Below are 25,061 nucleotides of genomic sequence, written 5' to 3' on the forward strand. Positions count from 1 at the left end.
GGCACACCGTGGTCCGCCGTACGCGGTGCGGGGCCGCGGGCGCGCGCCCGCGGCCCCGCACCGGGCGTCAGCCGGTCAGGCGTACGGGGTTGACCACGTCCGCGATGAGCACCAGCAGCGTGAAGCAGACGAAGACACCCGCCACCACGTACGCCACCGGCATCATCTTCGCCACGTCGAACGGGCCGGGGTCGGGACGGCGCAGCACCCTGGCCAGGCCCCGGCGCAGCGACTCCCACAGGGCTCCCGCGATGTGGCCGCCGTCCAGCGGCAGCAGCGGCAGCATGTTGAACAGGAACAGGGAGAGGTTGAACAGGGCGAGGGTGAGGAGGGTGATCGCCACCCGCTGCTCCGCCGGGATCTCCAGGGCGAAGATCTCCCCGCTGACGCGGGCCGCGCCGACCACGCCCATCGGGGAGTCCTGTTCGCGCTCGGCACCGGCGAAGGCCGCGTTCCACAGGCCGGGGATCTTCTCCGGCAGGCGGGTCAGTGCCTCGGCGCCGGCGACCATCATGTCGCCCATGCGGTCGACGGCCTGCGGGAAGGACTGCTCGACCACGCCGGTGGCCGGGGAGAAGCCGAGGAATCCGGTGGTGACGTACTCGCCCTCGACGTAGCCGCCGCGCCCGTCGGACTTGGCGACCTGGTTCCTCACCAGATCCGCCTGGAGCACCTCGCGCTCGCCGTCGCGCTCGACGGTGATGGTGGCCGGTCCGATGGTGTCGCGGATGCGCTGCTGGAGGTCGCCCCACTCGGCGACCTCGGCCCCGTTGAAGGCGACGATGGTGTCGCCGGGCTTCAGGCCGGCGGTCTTGGCCGGGGAGTCGGGGGCGTCCTTCGGGCAGGTGTCGGTGCGCTCGGAGACCCTGACCACGCACTCGGAGACGGAGGAGACGGTGGTGGTCGTGGTGTTGATGCCGAAGGTCATCAGCGTGCCGAGGAAGATCGCCACGGCCAGCACCAGATTCATGAACGGGCCGGCGAACATCACGATCACGCGCTTCCAGGGCTTGCGCGTGTAGAACATCCGCTTCTCGTCGCCCGGCTGGAGCTCCTCGTAGGCCGCCGCGCGGGCGTCCTCGATCATCCCCCGGAAGGGGGAGGTGGAGCGCTGCCGGACGACGCCGTCGTCACCGGGCGGGAACATGCCGATCATGCGGATGTAGCCGCCGAGCGGGATCGCCTTGACGCCGTACTCGGTCTCGCCCCTCTTCCGCGACCACAGGGTGGGGCCGAATCCGACCATGTACTGCGGCACGCGGACGCCGAACATCTTGGCCGTGGACAGGTGGCCCAGTTCGTGCCAGGCGATGGAGAACAGCAGGCCGACGACGAAGACGACTATGCCGAGGATGGTCATCACCGTCGTCATGCGCGTGCCTCCGCTGTCGGTCGTGTCATGTGTGCCGCCAGTTCGCGGGCGCGGGCGCGCGCCCAGGTCTCGGCGTCGAGCACCTCGTCCAGGGTCAGATCGCCTCCCCTGGGGGTGCCGTGTTCCTCGACCACCGCGGCGACGGTATCCACTATGCCGTTGAAGGGCAGCCCGCCGGACAGGAACGCCTCGACGCACTCCTCGTTGGCGGCGTTGAACACCGCCGGTGCGGTGCCTCCCAGGGCCCCGACGTGGCAGGCCAGCGCCACGGACGGGAAGGCCTTCTCGTCCAGCGGGAAGAACTCCCAGCTCATCGCCTTGGACCAGTCGAAGACGGGTCCGGCGTCGGGCACCCGGTGCGGCCAGCCGATACCGAGCGCGATGGGCAACCGCATGTCGGGCGGGCCGCACTGGGCGATGGTGGAGCCGTCCATGAATTCCACCATCGAGTGGATGTAGGACTGCGGGTGGACGACGACCTCGATGCGGTCGAAGGGGATGTCGTACAGCAGGTGTGCCTCGATGACCTCCAGGCCCTTGTTGACCAGGGTCGCGGAGTTGACCGTGATCACCGGGCCCATCGCCCAGGTGGGATGGGCCAGGGCGTCCTGGGGGGTGACGTGCTCCAGTTCCTCGCGGGTGCGTCCCCGGAAGGGGCCGCCGGAGGCGGTCACCAGCAGCTTGCGGACCTCGGCGCGGGTGCCGCTCATCAGCGCCTGGAACAGCGCGGAGTGCTCGGAGTCGACGGGGATGATCCGGCCGGGCCCGGCCAGCGCCTTCACCAGCGGGCCGCCGACGATCAGGGACTCCTTGTTGGCCAGGGCCAGCGCGCGGCCGGCCTTGAGGGCTGCCAGGGTGGGACGCAGGCCGATGGAGCCGGTGATGCCGTTGAGGACGGTGTGGCACTCGGACGCGGCCAGTTCGGTGGCCGCGTCCGGCCCGGCCAGCACCTCGGGCAGCGGCTCGGCGGAGCCGTAGCGGGCGCGCAGCGCCTCGCGCAGCTCGCCGGCCCGGCTCGGGTCGGAGACCGCGACGGTGCGGACCTTCAGCCGGTGGGCCTGCTCCGCCAGCAGCTCCACCCGGCCGCCCGCGGCGGACAGCGCGGTCACCCGGAAGCGGTCGGGGTTGGCCAGCACCACGTCGACGGCCTGGGTGCCGATCGATCCGGTGGAGCCCAGGATCACGATGTCGCGCGGGCCGCCCCCGGTGAGGGTGTCGGCCGGGTGGCGCAGATGCGGGTCTGCGAGAGGAGCGGGACTGTCGGTCATCCCCCTATTGTGTCCGGTCCGCGAGACGGCCAGGACACCGAGTCGCGCCGCGCCGAGCCGAGCCACCTGGCCGCCACCCGGCCGGTGTCCTGCCGGTACCCGGCCGGGTGGCGCGAGGCCCGGCCGTCAGCCGGTGCGCAGCTCCTCCACCGAGGTGCCCGAGCGCAGGAACAGCAGCCCGAGGCCGGTGGCGGCCGCGACGAGAACGAGCACTCCCAGCCCGTGGAGGGCGAGGTCGCCCAGGGGGACGGGGACGGCGCGCACGATGTCGGGCACCTCGACGAGGTGGCTGTACTTCTCGAAGTTCTCCTGGCACAGGGCGGGGGCCGCGTCGCAGGTCTGCGCCTGGCCGCCGCCATCCCGCACCTCACCGCCGAAGTACCCCCGGCCCATCAGGGCGCCCACGGTCATCGCCAGCGCCACGGCCGGGACCAGGGGCGCGAACGTCTGCCACACCAGCGCCCGGCCCAGCACGGAGCGGGGCACGCCGGCCGCGGCCAGGGCCGCGTGGGTGCTTCGGCGGGCGACGACGGCCTCGGCGACGGTGACCAGCAGACCTGCGGCCGCGATCACCAGGCCCACGGCGACGGCCGTGTCCACCACGTCCATGGCGTCGAGGTAGAAGGTGTCCGTGCCGTATCCGCCCGTCGTCTCCCGCCCGGCCGCCTCGTCGTAGAAGCGCTGGACCTCCCGCCGTGCCTCCAGCAGGGTGGCGAAGAAGGCGCGTACGGCCAGTGCTCCCGCGCCGAAGACCACGGCCACCAGCAGGGCTGCGAGGGTGCGGCTGCCGTGCCAGGGATCGGCCAGCAGCCGGCGGGCGGCCAGCAGCGGGGCCGGGCGGCGGGCGAAGCGGTGCAGCACCCGGCCGGTGACATGGGAGATCCAGCCGGCGCCGAGCACCACGCCGAGGGCGGCCATGAGCCCGCCCCCGAAGAGCAGCAGGAGCGGCAGCGGAGAGAGGAAGGCCGGATCGCCGGAGTCCTCGTAGTTCTCCCGGATCACCGCGAAGGCAAGGGAGCCGCCCACGCCGAGCACGATCAGGACGGCGGGCCACGGCCTCGGCGACCGCTTCGGCCGCGCCTGCCGGACGACTCCGAGCGGGGTCACCACCACCCGGCGCAGCATCACCGCGGCGGCCGGCGCCGCCAGCAGCGGCAGCCCGAGTACGGCGGCGGCCAGGGCCGGGACGGACGGCAGCACGTCGGTGGGCAGTGGAATCCTGCCCTCCGCGTCCGGCCTGTGCAGCACCTCGCGCCCGATCAGATAGACCACGAGTCCGGCGCAGGTGCCCAGCAGACTCGCCACCCCCGTCTCGGCGGCGGCGACGGTCATCGTCTGGCGCGGGGTGCCGCCGGCCAGCCGGATCGCGGCGAGCCGCCGGTCACGGGAGGGCGCACCCAGCCGGGCGCACTGCCCGGCCAGGGCCAGTACGGGGATGGTGAGCAGCAGCAGGCCGGCGACCACGCCGGGCCGCAGCCCGGGTTCCTTCAGGAGTGCGCTGGTGTACTGGTCGGCCCAGGCGTCACTGCCGTCTCGCGGGCCGAAACCGGCGGGGAGGGGTATGGCCTGCACCGTCAGCGCGGCGAGGACCGCCAGGGCTGCGAGCATCGCGCTGAACGCGGTGAGCGCCACCCGCAGGGTGTCGGTGCGTGTTCCGGCCAGAGCCAGCCTGAGCAGTGCGGTGGGCTTCACCGGCGACCGCCGATCGACATGTCGACTCCACCCTCGATGCCGAGCCCGGTCGGGTCCGGTGCGCCGTCCCGCAGGGCGATCTCGCGGTCGGCGTAGGCGGCCACGGACGCCTCATGGGTGACGAGCACGACGCTGGTGCGCTGTTCCTGGGCGACCCGCGTCAGATGCCCCAGCAGGCGCTCCCCGGCCAGCGCGTCCAGCGCGCCGGTGGGCTCGTCGGCGAAGAGCACCTTCGGTTCGGTGACCAGCGCCCGCGCCGCGGCGCACCGCTGCTGCTGGCCGCCGGACATCTCGCCGGGCCGGGAGTCGGCCACGTCGGCCACCTCCAGCCGCTCCAGCCAGTTCAGCGCGGCGGCAAGCGCCTCGCGCCGCCCCTTGCCGGCCAGCAGCAGCGGCAGGGCGACGTTCTCGGCCGCCGTGAGTTCGGCGACGAGTTGTCCGAACTGGAACAGCACCCCGAAGTCGGTGCGCCGCATCCGGGAACGGTCGGCCTCCGAGCGGGCGTCCAGGCGCTGCCCCCCGTACAGTACCTCGCCCGCGTCGGGGCGCAGGATTCCGGACAGGCAGTGCAGCAGTGTGGACTTGCCGCAGCCGCTGGGTCCGGTGACGGCGAGGATCTCGCCCTCGGCCAGTTCCACGGTGACGCCGCGGAGCGCGGGCGTCGGCCCGTAGGACTTCACGATCCCGCGTGCTTGCAGGAGCGTCATGGGTGCACCTCCCGGTGCAGGTCGGTGACGCGGTCCAGCGTGGTGTGCAACCAGCGCAGGTCGGCGTCGAGATGGGCGATGGCGAAGTCCGCGGCGATCACGTCGCCGAGCGAGGACTTCGGGTCGGTCTTGACGGCGGTCAGCTCGCGCAGCCGCGCGGTGTGCGCCCGGCGCTGTTCGGCGAGGTAGCCGCGGGCTTGTTCGACGCCGTTGACCAGCAGGGCGACGACGACCTTGGCCAGCAGTGTGCTGGTGACGTACGGGGCCGGGGTCTCGATCTCCTCCAGCCAGACGCGCAGCTTCTCGCGTCCGGCGTCGGTGAGGGCGAACTCGGTTCGGTCCGGACCTCCTTCGCGGCTCTGCCCGCGCTTCTCCACCAGGCCGTCGCGCTCCAGCCTGCCGAGCGTGCCGTAGACCTGACCGAAGGCGATCGGCTTGGCCTTGGGGAAGCGCTGGTCGTGCGCCTTTTTCAGGTCGTAGCCGTGCTGCGGCCCGGCGGCCAGCAGGGCGAGCAGTACATGGGCTGCGGTCGACATGACGGCGACTATTCCCTGAGAGAATAGTCGCCGTCAAATCGCGTCTCCTCCAAGCCTGTTGCCGCTCATCCGGAGGCGAGCAGCCAGGCGACACCGGAGGCGGACAGCACGGTGAGCGCCGTCAGGACGGTCTCGGTCACCGCGAGCGCGTAGCGCGTCACCGCGCCGGCTGCCGCGCCCGGCAGTCGGCGCAGGTGCTGACCGGACAGGACAGATGCCCGCCGGGCCGCCCGGTGGCGACCCGCGCCCACCCGATGTAGGTGAGCGGCGCGGCACGGGCGCCGCAGTGGACGCAGGCCCGGCCGTTGAGGCGGTCGTCCGGGGTGTCGGCGGGCAGTTCGATCATCGTCTCGGAGGTGGCCCGCCTCGGCAGCGGCGCGGCGCTCACGCCCACTCCCCCGTCCGCCCGTACCGGTCGCGGCACTCGATCAGCCGGCCGAGCTGCGCGTAGTGCAGCTCCAACCGGCCCGGCTCCAGCACCACCTCGGTCTCGACGGACATGCCGTCGTCCCCGTGGACGGTGACGGGAACCGCCACCCGGTCCCACACCCGGTCGTACCGCGCGTCCCTCTTGCTTGGCGTTGCGTGCAAGGCGATGCCTTCCTGACGTTCGATCACGGAGAGCTGAAGCGCTCTACACTCAGAGTCCCGCAGCATCACGCAGAATCGCAAGCCATTCATGCAGATCTGCATGAATGGCTTATGCCTCTGCGTCCCGTCTGGTCTACTGTGTCGGTCTCGACGTGCCGTCAGATAGATGCGGCAGACTCGTCAACGGACAAGGAGGGGTGCCCTGATGAGCGGTCCCACGGTGAGGCGCAGGCGACTCGGCGCGGAACTGCGCTCGCTGCGCGAGGGACTGAAGTACACGACCGAGACCGTCGCCCGGAACTTCGGCTGGCACAACGCCAAGGTGTCCCGCGTCGAGACAGGGCGCACCGCCGCGAAGCAGGGCGATGTCGAAGCGCTTCTGGACTTCTACGGTGTACAGGACGAGCCCAGAAGACAGGCGCTTCTCCGGCTGGCCCGGGACGGCGGTCAGCGTGGTTGGTGGCAGCGGTACACCGACGTCCTCACTCCCGTCTACGCGGACTTCATCAGCCTGGAGTCGGACGCCAGGGCGGTGCAGACCTACGAGTGCGGCTTCGTTCCCGGACTGCTCCAGACCGCCGCCTACGCCCGCGAGATCATCTCCGCCCTCAACATGACCGAGGCGCCGGAAGAGGTGAACCGCCTCGTGGAGGTCCGCCAGGCGCGCCAGTCCGTACTCACCCAGTCCAGCCCTCCGGAGATCTGGGCGGTGGTGAACGAGAGTGCCCTGTGCACACGGATCACGGACCGGCCACAGGTCATGCGAGACCAGCTACAGCGACTCCTGGACCTGTCCGAGCTGCCGAACGTCACGCTCCAGGTGCTGTCGTCCACGGCCGGGCCGCATCCCGGGTTGAGCGGTGCGTTCACGGTGCTGAGCTTCCCCGAGAGCCAGGACCACGACGTGGTGCTGCTGGAGCACCTGACGAACTCCCTGTACATCGAGGAAAGGCCCGAGGTGGAGCGGTACTCGGCGGCCTTCCGGCGCATCGTCGCCGACGCGCTGTCCCGCGACGCCTCGCTCCGGCTGATCCGCGACCTGAAGGAAGAGAGCTCATGAGCAAGCGCATAACCGACTCCTCCGCGCTCGGCGTCATATGGACCGCCTCGTCGCACAGCGGCAACACAAACTGCGTGGAGGCCGCAGCCCTGCCCGGCGGACACACCGCCGTACGGGACTCCAAGGAGCCCGCCGGGCCGGCGCTCGCCTTCGGCGCCGCGCCGTGGGCGGCCTTCCTGGAGCGGGTGCGCGCGGAGAACTGACCACCCACCGGCGGGCGTAATCCCGTTGCCCGCGCCCCGGGCGACGCCGCAGACTGCCCCGGTGCTGATCCGACGCGAGAGCCCCGCCGACGTTTCCGCCGTACGCGCCGTGACCGGTGCGGCCTTCGCCGCCCGGTCACAGACGCCCGTTCCGGTGGAGGTCACCCTGCTGGACGAACTGCGCGGCTGCGAGGCATGGCTGCCCACGCTGTCGCTGGTGGCCGAGGGCCCCGGCGGCGAGGTCGTCGGCCATGTGGTCTGCACCCGGGGGCACATCGGCGCCGCGCCCGCACTGGGGCTCGGCCCCATCGGCGTCCACCCCGGCCACCAGGGGCGCGGCATCGGTTCGGCGCTGATACACACCGCACTCGGCGCCGCCGACGCCCTCGGCGAACCGCTGGTGGCCCTTCTCGGCGAACCCGCCTACTACCGCCGCTTCGGCTTCCGCACCTCCACCGAGTACGGCGTCACCCCGCCCGACCCGGCCTGGGGCGAGTACTTCCAGGTCCGCGCCCTGGCCGCGTACGACCCCGGCGACCCCGGCCTGCACGGCACCTTCGCCTACGCCGAGCCGTTCGGCCGGGTGTGAGCAGGCACAGAGCCGAAAGCTCCTCCTGGGCACTGCACGATTCCATGCGGATCCGCCGTCCCGGACCGCATGCGTTCGCGGCGGGCCGGCTGCTCCCTGCTCCCGGGTCCCGGGTGCCGGGTGCCCTGCTGACAGCGGATCCGGTTCAGGAGACGACGACTCCCCCCAGATCATCGGCCGCCTCGCGCCCCAGAGACCTGTCGCAGAACTGGATGGACCAGTTCCCCGCCGTGACGATGAACCTGGGGAGTTCCGGCACGCTGATGGCCAGGCGCAGTGCGTCGTCACGCTCGGCGGACGTGTCGTGCAGTTCCAGATAGGCGCAGGGCTCCTCCGACCGCTGCGTCACGCACGTCATCGCGTCCGCCGCGTCCTTCTCTCTCTCACGCCTCTCACACCCCACGGAAGCGTCCAGCGCGTCCGCGAGCGAGTCGAGATCCGTGTAGCGAGGCTTCTTCGGAATGTCGGGCAGCGGGAACAGCGGCGGAAGGACAACGGCGTCAAGCGCCTCGGCTACCTGGGGCGCGTATGCGGGCTTCAGCACGCGGATGTACCAGTTGCCGGCGGCGACGATGGTGCGGGGGCGCGGGGGTGTTCGCCAACTGGCAATGGAGTCCCCCACCTCATCACGGGTGAACTCTTCGGTGTTGAGCACATGCACCTCGTTCTCGACCCTCACACCATCGATCTCGGCCGCGCAGTCGAGGCCGGAAGCACCTCCCCTTCGCCGTAGGACCACGCATTCGACACCTCCACGCTCAAGAGCCGCCACCACCTCATCCGCGGTCTTGAACACCGGTTGCTCAGGAACGCTCCCAGGGAGAGGGGTAAGCGGCTCCGGATCCTCTCGCGTGAATGACGAGCAGGCGGTGAGCACCACCGCCAGGAGACATGAGGCCAGAGTCGGCACGATTCTTTGCATGCCTCAGCCCCCCGCTGGGGGAGTCGGGGACGGAGCCGGGCTCGGAGACGGAGTGGGCGGACCGAGATCGGGATCCTTCTCGCCAACACCGCCGACCGGGTCATCGTCGCTGTAGATCGGCTCAATATAGATGTCTCGCGGCACCGGGGTCTGCGACTTCAACTGCTCCACGGCTTGAGCGCGATCTTCGTCACCGAGAGCTTCCCACGCCATGGCGTCCTCCAGGTGCGGTTCGATCCTGTCCCAGTTCTCACCTCGGGACTTGATATCGCCTCCGCGCCGTCCGGATTCATCGCCGTACATCTCGTTCAACTCCCGGACCCCGGGAGTGTCGGCGGCGTAGAGCACGAAGAGGTCCTTGTCCGATCTGGAACCGTATGGATCCTCCTTGAGCTCCTTCAGGTGGTAGGCGCTGAGCCGAACGTCCAACTGGGGGTTTGCCTCGATCTCGGCAGCGAGTTCGGCGTCAGTCAGCTCACTCATGTACCGTCCGTCGGTCAGTTTGAACACCTCGCGGTTCTTCTCCAGAACCTCCCGCGCCGTTTCCAGCTTGATGTGGGTGATCCCCAGCGACTTGTCCGGCTTCGGTCCAACGGCGAGGCTCCAGTTGAAGAGCCGGCCGAACTCGGTGACCGGTCCGCGCAGGCTGGGGCTGTGGTTCTGGTGCCACTGCTGTTCCTGCCACAGGACGGCCAGCAGAAGCTTCCGGCTCATACCCGTCTCCAGCGCGGCCCGGTCCACCGCGGCGAGGACCGCCGGCGGGACGTTGATCCGGCGGAGCCCGTCGAGCCCGCCCGACAGGCGTAGCGCGATGCCCAGCGGACTGTCGTCCTTGAGTGCGTCTCCCACCAGCTTCGGGTCACCGATGTCGGTGAGACCTCCGATGGTGCGCAGGGCCCGCGCGGCCTCGATGTCCGCCCGGGTGGCCTTCGACAGCGCGGCGGAGATGATGTCGCGGGCGTGTTTCACCGGCTCCAGGTGCTCGGTACCGCCCTTGGGACCCATGACGGACTGGGCCGACTGCACACGGCCGCTGTCGTCCACCTTCAGATCGTGCCTGCGCGCGTAGTCGAGCGCGCTGCGCAGGTCCCTCTGCGCGTCGGCGATGTCGTCGGCGAGATCGTCGTAGACGCGCGCCAGGGCGCGTAAGGCGACGGCGGCCGCTTCGTAGTCGTCGGCGTGCCTGACGAAGCGGCTGCGGGCTGCCTTGCCGGTGTCGCCCACCCAGCAGGTCCGGAGTGTCCCGGCCACCTCGTCACGGGCGTACGAGGCGAGTCCGTCGCACTGCTTCGCCGCGGCCACCGCGTCGTCGGCGGCGTCCCGCCACTTCCGGGGACTGGCTGTGTCGAGTTCCGGGACGGAGACCATCAGGCGCCCTCCAGCCAGCGGGCCGATGACCGAAGTCCGGCCGCCGTGGAGCGGTCCTGGTCGATCTGCTGGTCCATCGCCTTCGTCAGCGCGTCGGCGGCGTCCTCGACCAGGTCGCTCAGACCGTGGAGCCGCTTCTGCCAGGCGTTCACGCAGTCGTCGCTCGCGGCACCGGCAAGCCAACCGGAGTGACTTGTTCCCGCCGCCCGCGCATCGGCCAGTCTCGACTTCGACCGGGCGTCGGTATTGACCGTGCGGATGCCCGACGCCTTCGACCGGACCGGTCCGTCCTCCAGCCCGAAGTCCGCGTTCCCCAGGTCGGCCCCGCCCCGGCCACCACCCTCCGCGGACGCGAGCCGTGTCTGCGCCTCGCGCCTGCGGTTCGCCTCCGCCACGAGCTGATTCCACTCGTCGTCGAACGACATGCTCCCCCTCATGTGTCCGGCCAGGGGCGAGCCGGTCTCTGCCTCCACTGGCACGGCCCCCGCTGTTGCAGAGGCATCCTGTAGTACGGCCTTCTGCGGGGCAAAGGCATACCGGCTGGTTTCCGACAACCGCCGTCGCGCGGACCGGTCCGCCACAAGGCACGAGCGGAGCATCGATACCGGAGCCGGCCGGCCATGGCGCGGGACACGGCCCGGTCGTCGGACGGGCCGAAGCCACGGTCTGCGGCTTCGGCCTGGCCACCGACTACATCCGCGTCAACGCGGACTGCACGACCTGACCGGGCCCGGCCGAGAGCGCGTACCGGCCGAGCGCGGCTGCCGATACACCGCGCTCGGCCCGGTACCGCAGGCGGTTCGGAATGTCGTCGCCCACGCTCCGCGAGTTCCGGCGGGAGCCGGACACGTACCGGTTCCCGGGTCAGTGCGCCACCGTGAACCGCCTGCGGCGGTGCCGGGGATTCTCCGCCTCGTCCAGCAGGGCCACCGCCAGGTCGGCCACCGTGATGCGGGAGACGCCCTCGGCGTCGGTGATCAGTTCGTCGGCGCCCAGCCGGTAGCGGCCGGTACGCTCCCCCGGCTCCAGCCGGGCGGGCGGGCTGAGGTACGCCCAGTCCGCAGCGGACGTGTCGGCGCGGCAGACCGCCAGTTGCTCGGCGCCGGCCTCGGCGACGACCCGCCAGTCGGGGTGGAGGTACCGCGGGTCGTCGAGGACGGTGCGGCCACCGGTGCCGGGCACGGTCAGGCTTCCGGCGCCGCCGACGAGCAGTAACCGGGTGCCTGCTCCGGCCGCGCCCGCCAGCAGGGTCCGGGTGGTGACGGTGAGTTCGCGCTCACGGCCGGGTGCCGGGCGGGTGGCGCCGACCACCACGTCCTGACCGGTGCTCAGTTCGGCCACGCCCTCGGCGCTGCGGGCGTCGCCGGTACGGCCCAGGGCAGTGGCGGGCAGCTCGGGCAGGCGGGCCGCGTCACGGACGACGGCGGTGACCCGGTGGCCCCGGGCCAGCGCCTCGGCCACCACCTGGCCGCCCACGCTGCCGGTGGCTCCGAAGACGGTGATGTTCATGGTCTTCATGGCTTTCAACTCCTCTGGGATTCGGGAGTCTTGACTTCGGCGGATACAGCGGGCACAGCAGGCCCGGCGGGTGCGCCGCCGGCAGAACGGGGCCGGGTCCGGGCTGCGACGAGGGCGGCCAGGACGGTGAGTGCGCCCGCCGTCTGTGCCCAGGTCAGGTGCTGGCCGAGCACCAGCCGGCCGAGCGCGGTGGCGACCAGCGGGCTGAGCAGGCCGAGGAAGGTGACGGCGGTGGGCGACAGGGCGCGGATCCCCCGGAACCACAGGGCGTAGGCGAGTGCCGCGCCGACGACCGACAGGTAGCCGTAGCCGAGCAGGTTGCCGGCGGTCAGCCCGGCGGGCGGCGGCCCCTCGGTGGCCAGGGCGACGGGGAGCAGCAGCAGCCCGCCCGCGACGAGTTGCCAGCCGGTGACGGCGAGCAGGGGCGCGGGCGCGCTCCACCGCTTGCTGAGGACGACGCCGGTGGCCATGACGGCCGCGCCGCCGAGCGCGGCGGCGACGCCGACCGCGTCCAGCTTCGCGTCGGCCCGCAGGACGAGCAGACCGACCCCGGCCACACCCGCCACCCCTGCGAGCGCGGTGCGGACGGTGAACCGCTCGCCCAGCACGGCGGCGGACAGCCCCGCGGCGATCAGGGGCTGCACCGCTCCGGCGGTGGCCGCGACGCCACCGGGGAGCCGGTAGGCGGCGACGAACAGCAGCGCGAGGAACACCCCGATGTTGAGGGCGCCGAGCACGGCCGCGCGCCACCACCACTGCCCGGTGGGCAGGCGGCGGGTGAGGGCGAGGAGGAGGAGCCCGGCGGGCAGGGCACGCAGGACGGCGGCCAGCAGTGGGCGGTCGGGAGGCAGCAGTTCGGTGGTGACGAGGTAGGTGGTGCCCCAGATGGCCGGGGCCAGGGCGGTGGCCAGCAGGATTCCGGCTCGATTACTTAGCACTAAGCAAAAGTATCTCAATGCTAAGAGATCTGGCCATGGCGAGTGACGCATCTCTCACCGCTAAGGAACCGAGTAGGGTGAGGCCATGGCCGATCACGTCGACCGAGTGCTGGAGCAGTGGGCCCGCGAACGCCCCGACCTGGACGCCTCCCCGATGGGGGTGATCGGGCGGCTGGGCCGCCTCTCCCGGCTGATCGACGCCGAACTGCGCCGCACGTTCGCCGCCCACGGCTTGGACCACGCCTCCTTCGACGTCCTGGCCACCATGCGCCGCAGCGGGCCGCCCTACCGGCTGAACCCGGCCGAGCTGATGCGCTCGGCCATGGTCACCTCGGGGGCCATCACCCAGCGTCTGGACCGGCTGGAGGCGCGCGGCCTGGTGGCGCGCTCCCCCAGCGAGACGGACGGCCGCGGCGTGCACGTCACCCTCACCGATGAGGGCCACGCCCTGATCGACCGGGTACTGCCCGACCACCTCGCCACCGAGCACCGCGTCCTGGCCGGACTCACCGGCGCCCGGCGCGGCGAACTCGCCGGGCTGCTGCGCGAGCTGCTGGAGTCCCTCGGGGACCGGGTGGACTGAGCCGGGCGCGCCGACGGTGCCTGCGGGAAGCCGCCCTGCCCGCAGGATGCGAGATACCTTCGCCCGCGCCCTGGCCCGCGCCGCGGGTCTCCCCGCGGCGGGGTAGCCGCCCATGGGGCTGCAGCCCCGGACCCTTGCCCCGGAGACCAGCACCCAGCCGTGATCGGCGTCACGGGCGGCCTGCTCGATGTCGAGCATGTCATCCGGACGGGAGATGAGTAGAAGTGCTCAAGCCGTGACTGCGACAGGGTGCTAACTTTCCGCAGCGAACTGATCACACGAGCCGTGCGGTCGAGGCCGGAGAGAAGCGGGGAGTCCGTGTCCTGGGACGACGAGTGGGCGGAAATGGTGCGCAACGCATCGCACGGTACGAGCATGCGTCTCGCCGGCGCCGACAAGGACGGCAACGGCTGGTCCGGAAACCTGAAATCGGAGAGGGCCGCCTGGATCATGGCAGGGGGCGGCATCGGGGAACTGCGCGGAGACATCAGGAAGGCTCTGGGGACGCTCGAGAAGACGCAAGAGGGCCTCGGGTCGGACGGCGACACCGTCGACGGGGTGCAGAGCGGCGCGGCGCAGTTGGAGGTGTACCGATCCTGGAAGCGCTACCTGGAGGACGTGAGCGGCAGATGTGGCACGCTGAGGACACAGCTCGAGAAGGCCGGCGACGACCATGACGTGAACGACGCCGATGTGAAGAAGGCGTTCGACGGTCTGGACGGCCGGTACAAGGACACTCCCGCCGTCGGCGGCCAGGACCAGGGTCGGTGACCCGGGCCAGTGGACTACACGACGCTCAGAGGCCTCAAGCTCTCGCTGTTCGAAGGTGCGGCGGACGGCTACCGCACCACCAGTGACATGGCCTGCCAGGCCAAAGATCGCATCGACCAGCAGATCACCGCGAAGATGCGGGGAGCACTTGAAGGAGAGGCGGCGGATGCCGCCCTTGGGCAGCTTCGGGAGCTGTCGAAGAACTTCCACTACGCCCAGGTGGAGTGCGGTCTGCTCAGTACGGCTCTCAACGGGCTGGTCTCCGACCTGCGAGCAGCCCGGAAGAAGCTCGACGCCGCAGTCGAGGACGTACAGGGCGAGAAGTTCACCGTGGAGCCCGACGGCTCGGTCACCTACCCCGCGGCGGGAGAAAAGGTCGACGGGAAGATCCCCCAGGGTGGCACCGTCAAGGGCACCACCTACGGCGCGGCCCAGTCGGTCCAGGACCAGGCCGCCATGTTCGGCCCCAACCCGAACTACGCTCGCGCGAAGGGGTACGCCAACCGCATCGCGGCGGCCGTGGAGGAGGCCACAGAGGCCGACTCGAAGTGGGCCCCGAAGTTACGGAAGCTGAAGGCGGACGACGACCTCACCGTCTCGCACAAGGACTGGGCGGACGCCCAGAAGGACATGCGCGGCGTCCGCGAAGCCGCCAAGGACTATCTGGACGGCATCGAACCCCCTCCGAAGGAGGGCACCCCGGAGGAGAACGCCAAGTGGTGGAAGGGACTCTCCGACACCGAGAGAGACGACTACGTCTCTCTCCTTCCCGCCGGCGTCGGCGCTTTGGACGGCCTCCCGGCAGAGGTCCGGGACGAAGCCAATCGGGCCGTCCTCGCCGAGAAACGCGGCCGGTACGAGACGGAACTCAGATCCATTCCTCCCGAGCCCGCCAGGTATTTCCAGGACTATCGGGGTAATCACGCGGTCAGAGCCGAGACCGCAGCCTGGGGAGAGTGGAACGAGAAATACGGGGACAGGAAGGAGCACCTCGAGGGCGCCTTGAAGGGGATGCAGGCCATCCAGGACCGTTTCGACGCCACCGGCGAAGAGGGACTGCCGGATGCCTACCTCCTCGAGTTTTCCCCGGAAGGGAACGGCCGGTCGATCGTCGCCAACGGAAATCCGGACACAGCTGACCGCGTCGCCGTGTACATTCCCGGCACCACGTCGAATCTCGGAAGCATCGGGGGAGACATAAATCGCATGACAAGCCTCTGGCGGGAGAGTCAGGCGATGGCTCAAGGCCAAAGTGTCTCCACTATTACATGGCTCGGTTATGAGGCTCCGCAGAGTATTGTCAAGGACGCACCCATGAGCCACTACGCAGACGATGGGGCGCCTGCCTTCAACAGGTTTCTGGATGGCCTTGAAGCGTCAAACAGCACTGAATCAGGCGGTCACCGAACAGCAATCGGCCACTCATACGGCACCACGCTCATCGGTTCAGCGGCTCGCCAGGGCGATCTCAATGCGGATGACGTGGTGCTCGTAGGAAGCCCCGGTGTGCAGGTAGGGCACGCAAGGGACCTGGACGCACCGCCCGGGCATGTATGGAATGAAGAGGCAGACGGGGACGTGGTTCCCGACATCGGCCGCTACGGCCACGGCGGAAGCCAGTGGACGTTCGGTGGCGGCACGTTCATCATCCCCAGCGACGAACTGTTCGGCGCGAATCAGATGAGCACAGACACGACGGGGCACAGCGATTACTGGGACCCGGGCACCGAGAGCCTGAAGAATCAGGCAGCGGTTGTCGCAGGGCAGTACGACAGGGTTGAAATTGAGAAATAGACTGCGCAGCTCGGTTTTAATGATAGCAGGAATGCTCACCGCGATCACTGGATGCAGCATGACAGAAACGAATGAACCCAGAACTTCGCAAGAGGTCAAGACCCGAAGCGTGGAGGAGGTAAAGGCCGACACCAAGGACGTCTCCAGCGAGGTGCTTAATTTGATCGCCGTCAGGGGAGAGGTGTCGGAGCCGGGGCCAGGAGTCGCGGTGTGCGAAGGAAGGGATCGGGATAAATTCTTCAGAATGATTCACCCGTGGACCCTCACGGCTCCCACCGGGAACGAACTCGAAAGAGCCATGGAGCGTCTCAAGGAAGAACTCCCGAAGAGGGGGTGGAAGATCGTCGAATACGGAAGGAACAGCAGTCGGGCCAAGACTCTTGAACTGACGGCCGACCACACCGGGAAGGAATTCTCCGTCAACGTGGAGTTCTGGGCGGAGAGCGGGGAGAAAAGAAAACCCATGCTGGTCGTCAATGTCGTCTCCGCATGCTACTCGACACGCGGTGGAGAGAGGGTCAGGGAGTACTGACGCCCCGGACGGCCCTGGTGCCGACCGGTCCGGAACCGGCGGCCGCGCCCCTCATGCTCGACCCTCCTTCCACCGGGCCGGATGCGGTCGGAGCCGGCTTCCGGCCCGTGGTCAGCAGCGATCAGGGGATGGGACGGTGGACGTCCGTGCGGGTGGAGGGGCCGGGGGCGGCCTCCGCGATCCAGGGGCCGGGAGTGGAGGGGTCGACGACGCCCTCCTCCAGCCAGGTGTAGACCCCGCCCAGGACGCCGCGCACGACCTTGCGGTCCACGTCGTCGGTGTTGTCCCACAGTCGGCCGAACAGTTCCTCGGCGCGGAGGCGGGCCTGGCGGCAGAAGGCGTCGGCGAGCTGGTAGGCGGCGCGGCCGTCCTCGCCGCGGGCGCGCAGCATCTCCGCACGCACGCAGGCGGCGCTCATGGCGAACAGTTCGGCGCCGATGTCCACGATCCGCCCGAGGAACCCCTGCTTGCCCTCCAGTTTCGCCTGCCAGCGGGACATGCCCAGGAAGGTGGCGCGGGCCAGGCGGCGGGAGGCGCGCTCGACGTAGCGCAGGTGGGCGGCCAGGTCGGGGTGGCCGGCGGGGTGGAACTCGCGGTAGGAGCCGGGCAGTTGGCCGGGGCCGGCGACCAGCTTGGGCAGCCAGCGGGCGTAGAAGCCGCCGGCGCGGACGGCGGCGCGGCCCTTGTCGGTGAGGGTCTTGTCGGGGTCGACCAGATCGCCCGCGACCGACAGGTGGGCGTCGACGGCCTCGCGGGCGATGAGCAGGTGCATGATCTCGGTGGAGCCCTCGAAGATGCGGTTGATGCGCAGGTCGCGCAGCATCTGCTCGGCCGGTACGCCGCGCTCGCCGCGGGCGGCGAGGGAGTCGGCGGTCTCGAAGCCGCGTCCGCCGCGGATCTGGACCAGTTCGTCGGCCATCTCGTACGCCATCTCCGAGCCGTAGAGCTTGGCGAGGGCGGCCTCGATGCGGATGTCGTTGCGGTCGTCGTCGGCCATCTGGGAGGCGAGGTCGAGGACGGCCTCCAGGGCGAAGGTGGTCGCGGCGATGAAGGAGATCTTGCTTCCGACGGCCTCGTGGTACGCGATCGGCTTGCCCCACTGCTCGCGGGCCGCGGACCACTCGCGGGCGATCTTCAGGCACCACTTGCCCGCACCGGCGCACATCGCGGGCAGGGAGAGGCGGCCGGTGTTGAGGGTGGTCAGCGCGATCTTCAGACCGGCGCCCTCGGGGCCGATCCGGTTGGCGGCCGGAACACGGACGCGGTGGAAGCGGGTGACCCCGTTCTCGATGCCGCGCAGGCCCATGAAGGCGTTGCGGTTCTCCACGGTGACGCCCTCGGAGTCGGCCTCGACGACGAAGGCCGTGATGCCGCCCCGGTGGCCTTCCGAGGCCGGTACGCGGGCCATGACCACCAGCAGGTCGGCGACGACGCCGTTGGTGGTCCACAGCTTCACGCCGTCCAGGACGTAGGTGTCGCCGTCGGGTACGGCGGTGGTGGCCAGGCGGGCCGGGTCGGAGCCGACGTCCGGTTCGGTGAGCAGGAAGGCGGAGATGTCGCCCCGGGCGCAGCGCGGCAGGAACGCCTTCTTCTGCTCCTCGGTGCCGAACATCTTCAGCGGCTGGGGCACACCGATCGACTGGTGCGCGGACAGCAGCGCTCCGACGGCGGGGCTGGCCGACCCGGCCAGGGCCAGGGCGCGGTTGTAGTGGAGCTGGCTCAGGCCCAGGCCGCCGTACTCGGGACCGATCTTCATGCCGAGCGCGCCGAGCTCCTTGAGCCCCTTGACGACCTCGTCGGGGACCAGGCCCTCGCGGTCGATGCGCGGGCCGTCGATCTCCGTCTCGCAGAAGTTGCGGAGCCTGGCGAGGAACTCCTCGCCGCGCCGGGCGTCGGCGTCCGCGGGCCGGGGGTGGGGGTGGATCAGGCCGAGGCGGAAGCGGCCGAGGAACAGTTCCCTGGCGAAGCTCGGCTTGCGCCAGTCCTGCTCCCTCGCGGCCTCGGCCACCTGTCGTGCTTCGCGTTCGGAGACGGTCATCACGGTTCACCTCGCACTGCCGGGTACTGCGGAGAACTGCCGGGAACTGCCGACGGGTGCTGCGCGATGCGTGTACCCGTTGCGCACGGTACGTACCGTTTCCGAGGTGCGGTGCACCCGTATGCGACCACCTGTTGAAGCGCTTCGACAACCCGTCGCACAGCATCTGGACAGGCGGTCAGGTCGGGTTTAGGGTCGGTCCGCAGATTCCCTGTCGAAGCGCTTCACCTCAGCCGCTTCCCGCACCGTCCTGGAGAGCACATGGTCACCCTCGCCGAGGTCGCCCGGCACGCCGGAGTCTCCGCCAGCACCGTGAGCTACGTCCTCAGCGGAAAGCGCTCCATCTCGGCCGCCACCCGCGAACGCGTCGAGCAGAGCATCCGGGAGCTGGGCTACCACCCCAACGCCGGTGCGCGTGCGCTGGCCAGCAGCAGGTCGAACATCATCGCCCTGATGATGCCGCTGCGCACCGACATGTACGTGCCGGTGATGATGGAGATCGCCCTGGCCGTCGCCACCACCGCCCGCGCCCACGACCACGACGTGCTGCTGCTGACCGGCGAGGAGGGCCCGGAGGCGGTGCGTCGGGTGGTGGGCAGCGGACTGGCCGACGCGATGATCCTGATGGACGTCGAGCTGGACGACGCCCGCCTGCCGCTGCTGCGCGACACCCGGCGCCCCGCCGTGCTCATCGGCATCCCCGCCGACCCGTCCGGGCTGACCTGCGTCGACCTGGACTTCACCGCCACCGGCGCACTGTGCGTGGAGCACCTGGCCGCGATGGACCACCGCGACATCGCGGTGGTCGGCGAGGCGGCCGCCGTCTACGAGCGGCACACCGGTTTCGCCGAGCGCACCCGCGACGGACTGCGCGCCCGCGCCGCCGAACTGGGCGTGCGGCTGCTGCACCGGCCGTGCGAGGGCAGCTACGCGGCGATGGCCGGGACGCTCTCGCGCATCCTCGACGAGCGTCCCGGCACCACCGGCTTCGTCGTGCAGAACGAGGCCGCCATCGACCCGCTGCTGAGCCTGCTGCGCCAGCAGGGCCGGGCCGTGCCCGAGGACGTCTCGGTGGTCGCCATCTGCCCCGACCAGGTGGCCGTCCAGGCGTCCGTGCGCCTGACCTCGGTGGCCATCCCCGCGCACGAGATGGGCCGCCGCGCGGTGGAGCTGGTGATGGCCAGGGTGCGCGGGGAGCGCGGGGAGCGTCTGGAACTGCTGCCCCCGCGGCTGACGGTGCGGGCAAGCTCCGGCCCGGCCCCCGCCGCCCGCTGACCCCTCACCCGCCGTTCTCCCCCGCTTCTCCCCGCTCTTCCCGCCCGACCGGTCCGCACCCCGACGAGCCCCTCAGGAGCCCCGTGTCCACACCCGCCTTCTCCCCTCCTCCCTCCTCCCTGGCCCAGTCCTCCCCCACCCGCGGCACCTTCCGCACGCGCGACGGCGCGCTGGAGTGGCGCGGGCGGCAGGAGACCGTACGCGTCGAGCCCTGGGGTCCGGACGCCGTACGAGTGCGCGCCCGGCTGGGCGGCCCGGTCCTGGACGGACTGCCCGGCGCCCTCCTGGCCGGTCCGCCGCCCGCCGGTTCCGGGCCGGACATCCGGATCGAGGACGACCACGCGCGGGTGACCTGTGGTGCGATCACCGCCGTGGTGAGCACCGACGGCATGCTGCGCTTCGTGCGCACCGGCGACGGCGCCGAGCTGCTGGCCGAGGACCGCGCGCACTTCTGGTGGCCCGGCTCCCGGCTGCACACCGCCACCGGCAACGGCTACCACCGCCTGGAGCAGCGCTTCGCCGCCTACTCCGGCGAGCGGCTGTACGGGCTGGGCCAGCACCAGCACGGGCTGCTGGACCACAAGGGCGCGGTGATCGACCTCGTCCAGCGCAACGCCGAGGTCTCCATCCCCGTGCTGACCTCCTCGCGCGGCTACACCCTGCTGTGGAACAACCCGGCCGTCGGGCGGGTGGAGCTGGCGCACAACGGCACCCGCTGGGTGGCCGACTCCGCCCGCCAGATCGACTACTGGATCACCGCAGGCGACCCGGCCGACGCCCAGCGCCGCTACTCGGCCGCCACCGGCCGCAGTCCGATGCTGCCCGAGTGGGCGGCCGGCTTCTGGCAGTGCAAGCTGCGCTACCGCACCCAGGACGAACTGCTTTCGGTGGCACGGGAGTACAAGCGGCGCGGGCTGCCCCTGTCGGCGATCGTCTGCGACTTCTTCCACTGGACGCACCTGGGCGAGTGGCGGTTCGACCCGGCCGAGTGGCCCGACCCGGCCGCCATGGTCAAGGAGCTGGAGGGGCTGGGGGTGAAGCTGGTGGTCTCGGTGTGGCCGTCGGTCTCGCCGCTGAGCGAGAACCACCGGCCCATGGAGCAGCAGGGCCTGTTCATCGGCACCGAGTACGGGCCGATGGCTCACGCCGACTGGCCGGACAAGGGGGTGGCCGAGCCCGTCCAGGTCGCCTTCTACGACGCCACCGACCCCGACGCCCGTGACTTCGTGTGGTCCCGCATCCGGGAGAACTACCTGTCGTACGGCATCACGGCGTTCTGGCTGGACGCCGGGGAGCCGGAGCTCAAGCCCGGTTTCGCGGCCAATCTGCGCTACCACGCCGGTCCGGGGCCGGAGGTGTCCAACCTCTACCCGCGCGAGAACGCCCGTACCGTCCACGACGGCCTGGCAGCCGAGGGCGTCACCGAGATCGTCTCGCTGAACCGGTCGGCCTGGGCGGGCTCCCAGCGCTACGGCGCCGCCCTGTGGTCCGGTGACATCGGCACCGACTTCGCCACCCTGCGCCGCCAGATCGCGGCCGGCCTCAACACCGCGCTGTCGGGCATCCCGTGGTGGAACACCGACATCGGCGGCTTCCACGGCGGCGACCCGGACGATCCGGCCTACCGCGAGGTGATGGTGCGCTGGTTCCAGTTCGGCGCGCTCTCTCCGCTGATGCGGCTGCACGGCTTCCGCGATCCGGGGATGCCGCTGGGCCCGGACATGACCGGCGGGCCCAACGAGGTGTGGTCCTACGGCGAGGAGGCCGGGGAGATCCTGGAGGCGTACCTGCGGCTGCGCGAGCGGCTCAGGCCGTACGTGCTGGAGCAGATGCGCGCCGCCCACACCGAGGGGCTGCCGCCGATGCGTCCGCTGTTCCTGGAGTTCCCCGGCGATCCGGCCGCCTGGGAGGTGGACGACGCCTATCTGTTCGGGCCGGATCTGCTGGTGGCGCCCGTGCTGGAGGCCGGCGCCCGGGAGCGCACGGTGCACCTGCCGGCCGGGGCGGAGTGGACGGACGCCTGGACGGGTGAGAGGTACCCCGGCGGCGGGCCGGTCACCGTGCCCGCGCCGCTGGAGCGGATCCCGCTGTTCCTGCGGGACGGCGCCCGGCTTCCGGTGAAGGAGGACTGAGGTGGTTGGCGGCTCCCGGGTGCAACGGGAACGGCGGCGCCGGCGGATCGCATCCGCCGGCGCCGCCGCCGTTCCCCCTGTGTGCGGGGCGTGCCCGCCGCCCTATGCGGGCGGCTCCTCGCACAGGACGGCGGCGCCGTGGCGGCCGAGCGTGATCGCGTGCTCGTGCCGCCGCCCGGTGAGCTCGTCGGTCGCCGGGGCGGGCAGGGGGACGGTGGCCGGCTCGCGCCGGTGGTTGAGGAGGAACAGCCGGGCGCCGCGGCGTACGGTCTCCACTCCCGTGGGCAGTCCGGGAAGCGGAGGCCGCAGCCCGGCCTCGCCGGCCGCGCGGGACAGCAGGGCGCGCAGCGCGGCGGGACCGGGGAGGGTGGACAGGTACCAGGCGGTGCCGTCGCCGAAGGGGTGGCGGGTGATCGCGGGACGGCCGTCGAGTTCGCCGCCGCGGTAGGCGGCGACGGTCTCGGCGCCGGGCAGGGTCTCGAAGTCCTCGCGCCACAGGGTGCCGACGGGCCCGGTGGCGTCCTCCCCGGCGGCGTCCGCGCCGAGGAGGGTGCCGCAGGGGGCGAGCGGCTGGACCTCGCCCTCGTCCAGCGGCCACCACTCGTGCACGGTGCCGATGCCCAGCACCTCGCGCAGCCGGGCGTCCACACCGCCCTCGCGCACCCGGTCGTCGGTGTCGGCGACGCCGGTGAAGAAGCCGCACACCAGGGTGCCGCCGCCACGCACGTAGGAGAGGAGGTTGTCCAGGGCCGCGTCGGTGAGCAGGTACAGATGGGGGACGGCGACCAGGGCGTAGCCGTCCAGATCGCTCTCGGGGTGGGCGAAGTCGCAGGTCAGATGGGACTCCCACAGGGCTCGGTGCCAGGCGCGCAGCGGCCGCTCGTAGGTGAGGAGGCTGGAGGGGCGGCCGGCGGACAGGGTGGCCCACCAGGCGTTCCAGTCGTGCAGTACGGCCGCCCGCGCGGTCACGGGCGAGCCGGTGACCGCGCCCAGGCGTCCCAGGTCCGCGCCCAGTTCGCGCACCTGGTGGAAGGTGCGGCCGCGCGGTCCGGCGTGGGAGACCATCCCGGAGTGGAACTTCTCGCTGCCCTGCCGCGACTGGCGCCACTGGAAGAAGCAGATCCCGTCCGCGCCGCGCGCCACGGCCTGCAGTGACCACAGCCGTGTCAGGCCCTCGGGCCTGGGGTGGTTGACGCCGCGCCAGTTGACCGGGCCGGCGGCCTGTTCCATCAGCAGCCAGGGGCCGCGTGCCTGGGAGCGGGTGAGGTCCTGCACCAGCGCTCCCCATGCCGCGCCGTCGTCCCCGTCCGGGTCGGCGGGATCGGGGTAGAGGTCGACGGAGACGACGTCCTCGCGCTTCGCCCACGTCCAGCCGTCCTGGCCGACGAAGAGCGGCATGAAGTTGGTGGTGACGGGGATGTGCGGGGTGCGCTCCACCAGGGCGTCGCGTTCGGCGGTGAAGCACTCCAGCAGAGCGTCGCTGGTGAAGCGGCGGAAGTCCAGTTCCTGGGCGGGGTTGACCATGTACTGGGCGCGGCGCGGCGGGATGATCTCCTCCCAGTCGCCGTAGCGCTGGCTCCAGAAGGCCGTGCCCCAGGCCTCGTTGAGCGCGTCCAGGCTTCCGTGGCGGGCACGCAGCCAGCGGCGGAAGTGGGCGGCGGTGGCATCGCACCAGCAGGCGGTGCCGTACTCGTTGTTCACGTGCCACAGCCGCAGGGCGGGGTGGCCGCCGTAGCGGTCGGCGAGGTCGGCGGTGATACGCAGGGCGTGGTCGCGGTAGACGGGCGAGGAGGCGCAGAAGTGGTTGCGCGAGCCGTACCAGACCACCGCGCCCGTCTCGTCGCGCGGCAGGGTCTCGGCGTGGCGGACGCCCATCCAGGGGGGCGGGGAAGCGGTGGGGGTGGCCAGGCAGACGCCGATCCCGCCCGCGTGGAGCAGGTCAAGGACGCGGTCGAGCCAGCCGAAGTCGCGTTCCCCCGGGCGGGGTTCGAGCCGTGCCCAGGAGAAGACGCCGACGGTGACGAGGCTGACGCCCGCCTCGCGCATCAGCGCCATGTCCTCGTACCAGACGGACTCGGGCCACTGCTCGGGGTTGTAGTCGCCGCCGTAGAGGATCCGGCCGCGGGTGACGTCGGCGAGGGTGGGCCTGGGTGAGGGTGTCACAGGATGCCTCCGTGGCGGGCGCCGCGGTCGCCCGTGTGCTGTGGCGGCGGTCGGGTCGGTCCGGTGGCGGCGGTGGTTGCGGCGGTCCGGCGGTCAGCCCTTGACCGCGCCGATGAGCATGCCCTTCTTGAAGTGCTTCTGGACGAAGGGCGAGAGCACGGCGACCGGCACCAGGGCCAGCACCATCACGGCCATCTGCACCGAGAGGCTGTGGATCTGGCCGGTGTTGATGATCTGGGACATGCCCGCGGGCCGCTCGCCCTTGAGGACGATCTGGTTGAGAACCACCTGAAGCGGCATCTTGGTCTGGTCGTTGAGGTAGATGGAGGCGTTGAACCAGGCGCTCCAGTAGCCCACCGCGTAGAACAGCGAGATCACCGCCAGCACCGGTTTCGACAGCGGCATCACGATCTGCCACAGGATGCGGAACTCACCGGCGCCGTCGATGCGGGCGCTGTCGATCAGCTCCGGTGCGGTGTTCATGAAGAACGCCCGCAGCACCAGGACGTTGAACACGCTCACCGCGCTGGGCAGGATCAGCGAGGCATGGGTGTCGATCAGTCCGAGGGACTGGACCAGCAGATAGGTGGGGATCAGTCCGGCGCCGAAGAACATCGTCGCCAGCAGCGTCATCAGCATCGGCCGGTGCCCGAAGGAGCCCGGGCGGGACAGGCCGTAGGCGCACAGCACCGAGACGGTCATGCTGAACAGCGTGCCGGCGACGGTGACGCAGACGCTGATGACGGCGGCCCGGGTGACCTGGCCGCCGGAGAGCAGCTCCCGGTAGGCCTCGAAGGTGATGCCGTCGGGCACGATCACCAGGCCGCCGGCCTGGCGGATGGTCTCGGCCGACGACAGGCTGGTGACGATCACGATCCACAGCGGAAAGAGGATCGCCAGGCAGGCGACGGCCAGTACCGCGCCCTTGGCGGCGGTGCCGACACCGCTGGGCGACTCCTCCCAGGCGGGGCGCATCCGGGCTCCGGCGCCCTCTGTCCCGTGGTCCTCG

Annotated in this window: 24 protein-coding genes; 9 read left to right on the forward strand and 15 right to left on the reverse strand. The window is 71.1% G+C overall.

The features are described 5' to 3' along the window. Positions 1 to 67: 67 nt before the first annotated feature. The 7 genes from ACGRHY_RS06745 to ACGRHY_RS06775 all read right to left on the reverse strand — a co-directional run bounded on the left by ACGRHY_RS06745 (position 68) and on the right by ACGRHY_RS06775 (position 6,166). Positions 68 to 1,372 (reverse strand): M50 family metallopeptidase, encoded by a 1,305-nt coding sequence (locus ACGRHY_RS06745; RefSeq protein WP_394634485.1) that lies wholly within the window; start codon positions 1,370 to 1,372, stop codon positions 68 to 70. Beyond that, positions 1,369 to 2,640: a 1-deoxy-D-xylulose-5-phosphate reductoisomerase gene (gene dxr, locus ACGRHY_RS06750; protein WP_394634486.1), complete on the reverse strand. Its 1,272-nt coding sequence runs from the start codon at positions 2,638 to 2,640 to the stop codon at positions 1,369 to 1,371. Before dxr ends, ACGRHY_RS06745 begins: the two co-directional genes overlap by 4 nt. Positions 2,641 to 2,766: 126 nt before the next feature. Next, positions 2,767 to 4,332: a hypothetical protein gene (locus tag ACGRHY_RS06755; RefSeq protein WP_394634487.1), complete on the reverse strand. Its 1,566-nt coding sequence runs from the start codon at positions 4,330 to 4,332 to the stop codon at positions 2,767 to 2,769. Continuing rightward, positions 4,329 to 5,039 carry an ABC transporter ATP-binding protein gene (locus tag ACGRHY_RS06760; protein ID WP_394634488.1) on the reverse strand — a complete coding sequence of 237 codons (711 nt, stop codon included), beginning with the start codon at positions 5,037 to 5,039 and terminating at the stop codon, positions 4,329 to 4,331. Before ACGRHY_RS06760 ends, ACGRHY_RS06755 begins: the two co-directional genes overlap by 4 nt. Continuing rightward, positions 5,036 to 5,575 carry a helix-turn-helix transcriptional regulator gene (locus tag ACGRHY_RS06765; RefSeq protein WP_394634489.1) on the reverse strand — a complete coding sequence of 180 codons (540 nt, stop codon included), beginning with the start codon at positions 5,573 to 5,575 and terminating at the stop codon, positions 5,036 to 5,038. The genes ACGRHY_RS06760 and ACGRHY_RS06765 overlap by 4 nt, the downstream gene beginning before the upstream one ends. Before the next feature lie 157 nt (positions 5,576 to 5,732). After that, complete coding sequence (locus ACGRHY_RS06770; RefSeq protein WP_394634490.1) at positions 5,733 to 5,963, reverse strand: hypothetical protein; 231 nt, start codon at positions 5,961 to 5,963, stop codon at positions 5,733 to 5,735. Continuing rightward, positions 5,960 to 6,166: a hypothetical protein gene (locus ACGRHY_RS06775; protein ID WP_394634491.1), complete on the reverse strand. Its 207-nt coding sequence runs from the start codon at positions 6,164 to 6,166 to the stop codon at positions 5,960 to 5,962. The genes ACGRHY_RS06770 and ACGRHY_RS06775 overlap by 4 nt, the downstream gene beginning before the upstream one ends. Positions 6,167 to 6,371: 205 nt before the next feature. Here ACGRHY_RS06775 and ACGRHY_RS06780 point away from each other — a divergent pair, with 205 nt between their 5' ends. From ACGRHY_RS06780 to ACGRHY_RS06790, 3 genes are all read left to right on the forward strand, one after another. Beyond that, on the forward strand, positions 6,372 to 7,226 hold the full coding sequence (locus ACGRHY_RS06780; protein ID WP_394634492.1) for a helix-turn-helix domain-containing protein: 855 nt from the start codon (positions 6,372 to 6,374) through the stop codon (positions 7,224 to 7,226). Next, positions 7,223 to 7,429 (forward strand): DUF397 domain-containing protein, encoded by a 207-nt coding sequence (locus ACGRHY_RS06785; protein ID WP_394634493.1) that lies wholly within the window; start codon positions 7,223 to 7,225, stop codon positions 7,427 to 7,429. Before ACGRHY_RS06780 ends, ACGRHY_RS06785 begins: the two co-directional genes overlap by 4 nt. A 61-nt stretch (positions 7,430 to 7,490) precedes the next feature. Further along, complete coding sequence (locus ACGRHY_RS06790; RefSeq protein ID WP_394634494.1) at positions 7,491 to 8,018, forward strand: GNAT family N-acetyltransferase; 528 nt, start codon at positions 7,491 to 7,493, stop codon at positions 8,016 to 8,018. A gap of 145 nt (positions 8,019 to 8,163) precedes the next feature. Here ACGRHY_RS06790 and ACGRHY_RS06795 read toward each other — a convergent pair whose 3' ends face one another. From ACGRHY_RS06795 to ACGRHY_RS06815, 5 genes are all read right to left on the reverse strand, one after another. Beyond that, on the reverse strand, positions 8,164 to 8,814 hold the full coding sequence (locus ACGRHY_RS06795; protein WP_394634495.1) for a hypothetical protein: 651 nt from the start codon (positions 8,812 to 8,814) through the stop codon (positions 8,164 to 8,166). Positions 8,815 to 8,943: 129 nt separating this feature from the next. Next, positions 8,944 to 10,308 (reverse strand): hypothetical protein, encoded by a 1,365-nt coding sequence (locus ACGRHY_RS06800; protein ID WP_394634496.1) that lies wholly within the window; start codon positions 10,306 to 10,308, stop codon positions 8,944 to 8,946. Further along, complete coding sequence (locus ACGRHY_RS06805) at positions 10,308 to 10,733, reverse strand: hypothetical protein (protein ID WP_394634497.1); 426 nt, start codon at positions 10,731 to 10,733, stop codon at positions 10,308 to 10,310. The genes ACGRHY_RS06800 and ACGRHY_RS06805 overlap by 1 nt, the downstream gene beginning before the upstream one ends. Positions 10,734 to 11,172: 439 nt before the next feature. Further along, on the reverse strand, positions 11,173 to 11,826 hold the full coding sequence (locus ACGRHY_RS06810; protein ID WP_394634498.1) for an NAD(P)-dependent oxidoreductase: 654 nt from the start codon (positions 11,824 to 11,826) through the stop codon (positions 11,173 to 11,175). Positions 11,827 to 11,831: 5 nt separating this feature from the next. Next, positions 11,832 to 12,764 carry an EamA family transporter gene (locus ACGRHY_RS06815; protein ID WP_394634499.1) on the reverse strand — a complete coding sequence of 311 codons (933 nt, stop codon included), beginning with the start codon at positions 12,762 to 12,764 and terminating at the stop codon, positions 11,832 to 11,834. A gap of 85 nt (positions 12,765 to 12,849) precedes the next feature. On the opposite strand from ACGRHY_RS06815, the gene ACGRHY_RS06820 reads away from it, so the two are divergent. From ACGRHY_RS06820 to ACGRHY_RS06835, 4 genes are all read left to right on the forward strand, one after another. Then, positions 12,850 to 13,347: a MarR family winged helix-turn-helix transcriptional regulator gene (locus ACGRHY_RS06820; RefSeq protein WP_394634500.1), complete on the forward strand. Its 498-nt coding sequence runs from the start codon at positions 12,850 to 12,852 to the stop codon at positions 13,345 to 13,347. A gap of 318 nt (positions 13,348 to 13,665) precedes the next feature. Continuing rightward, a complete protein-coding gene (locus ACGRHY_RS06825) occupies positions 13,666 to 14,118 on the forward strand; it encodes a hypothetical protein (protein WP_394634501.1) in 453 nt (150 codons plus the stop codon). Positions 14,119 to 14,127: 9 nt separating this feature from the next. After that, complete coding sequence (locus ACGRHY_RS06830) at positions 14,128 to 15,912, forward strand: alpha/beta hydrolase (protein ID WP_394634502.1); 1,785 nt, start codon at positions 14,128 to 14,130, stop codon at positions 15,910 to 15,912. Positions 15,913 to 15,943: 31 nt separating this feature from the next. After that, positions 15,944 to 16,444: a hypothetical protein gene (locus tag ACGRHY_RS06835; protein ID WP_394634503.1), complete on the forward strand. Its 501-nt coding sequence runs from the start codon at positions 15,944 to 15,946 to the stop codon at positions 16,442 to 16,444. 121 nt (positions 16,445 to 16,565) lie between these two features. Here the strand turns inward: ACGRHY_RS06835 and ACGRHY_RS06840 are convergent, their stop codons facing one another. Then, a complete protein-coding gene (locus ACGRHY_RS06840) occupies positions 16,566 to 18,482 on the reverse strand; it encodes an acyl-CoA dehydrogenase family protein (RefSeq protein ID WP_394634504.1) in 1,917 nt (638 codons plus the stop codon). Positions 18,483 to 18,743: 261 nt separating this feature from the next. On the opposite strand from ACGRHY_RS06840, the gene ACGRHY_RS06845 reads away from it, so the two are divergent. After that, positions 18,744 to 19,757 (forward strand): LacI family DNA-binding transcriptional regulator, encoded by a 1,014-nt coding sequence (locus tag ACGRHY_RS06845; protein ID WP_394634505.1) that lies wholly within the window; start codon positions 18,744 to 18,746, stop codon positions 19,755 to 19,757. 83 nt (positions 19,758 to 19,840) lie between these two features. Further along, entirely contained in the window at positions 19,841 to 21,889 is a 2,049-nt protein-coding gene (locus ACGRHY_RS06850) for a glycoside hydrolase family 31 protein (protein WP_394634506.1), read from the forward strand. 102 nt (positions 21,890 to 21,991) lie between these two features. Here ACGRHY_RS06850 and ACGRHY_RS06855 read toward each other — a convergent pair whose 3' ends face one another. Together ACGRHY_RS06855 and ACGRHY_RS06860 are read right to left on the reverse strand one after the other, a co-directional pair. Continuing rightward, positions 21,992 to 24,052 (reverse strand): beta-galactosidase, encoded by a 2,061-nt coding sequence (locus ACGRHY_RS06855; protein WP_394634507.1) that lies wholly within the window; start codon positions 24,050 to 24,052, stop codon positions 21,992 to 21,994. A gap of 93 nt (positions 24,053 to 24,145) precedes the next feature. After that, complete coding sequence (locus ACGRHY_RS06860; RefSeq protein ID WP_394637950.1) at positions 24,146 to 25,027, reverse strand: carbohydrate ABC transporter permease; 882 nt, start codon at positions 25,025 to 25,027, stop codon at positions 24,146 to 24,148. Between the last annotated feature and the right edge of the window lie 34 nt (positions 25,028 to 25,061).

Origin of the sequence: Streptomyces shinuiensis, from assembly GCF_043660855.1 — a bacterium.
Classification (GTDB): domain Bacteria; phylum Actinomycetota; class Actinomycetes; order Streptomycetales; family Streptomycetaceae; genus Streptomyces.

Coding starts and splice junctions, on each gene's coding strand:
- ACGRHY_RS06845 (WP_394634505.1), top strand. CDS start 18,744: ATGGTCACCCTCGCCGAGGTCGCCCGGCACGCCGGAGTCTCCGCCAGC.
- ACGRHY_RS06840 (WP_394634504.1), bottom strand. CDS start 18,482: ATGACCGTCTCCGAACGCGAAGCACGACAGGTGGCCGAGGCCGCGAGG.
- dxr (WP_394634486.1), bottom strand. CDS start 2,640: ATGACCGACAGTCCCGCTCCTCTCGCAGACCCGCATCTGCGCCACCCG.
- ACGRHY_RS06805 (WP_394634497.1), bottom strand. CDS start 10,733: ATGTCGTTCGACGACGAGTGGAATCAGCTCGTGGCGGAGGCGAACCGC.
- ACGRHY_RS06760 (WP_394634488.1), bottom strand. CDS start 5,039: ATGACGCTCCTGCAAGCACGCGGGATCGTGAAGTCCTACGGGCCGACG.
- ACGRHY_RS06800 (WP_394634496.1), bottom strand. CDS start 10,308: ATGGTCTCCGTCCCGGAACTCGACACAGCCAGTCCCCGGAAGTGGCGG.
- ACGRHY_RS06780 (WP_394634492.1), top strand. CDS start 6,372: ATGAGCGGTCCCACGGTGAGGCGCAGGCGACTCGGCGCGGAACTGCGC.
- ACGRHY_RS06860 (WP_394637950.1), bottom strand. CDS start 25,027: ATGCGCCCCGCCTGGGAGGAGTCGCCCAGCGGTGTCGGCACCGCCGCC.
- ACGRHY_RS06785 (WP_394634493.1), top strand. CDS start 7,223: ATGAGCAAGCGCATAACCGACTCCTCCGCGCTCGGCGTCATATGGACC.
- ACGRHY_RS06765 (WP_394634489.1), bottom strand. CDS start 5,575: ATGTCGACCGCAGCCCATGTACTGCTCGCCCTGCTGGCCGCCGGGCCG.
- ACGRHY_RS06820 (WP_394634500.1), top strand. CDS start 12,850: ATGGCCGATCACGTCGACCGAGTGCTGGAGCAGTGGGCCCGCGAACGC.
- ACGRHY_RS06745 (WP_394634485.1), bottom strand. CDS start 1,372: ATGACGACGGTGATGACCATCCTCGGCATAGTCGTCTTCGTCGTCGGC.
- ACGRHY_RS06810 (WP_394634498.1), bottom strand. CDS start 11,826: ATGAAGACCATGAACATCACCGTCTTCGGAGCCACCGGCAGCGTGGGC.
- ACGRHY_RS06835 (WP_394634503.1), top strand. CDS start 15,944: ATGCTCACCGCGATCACTGGATGCAGCATGACAGAAACGAATGAACCC.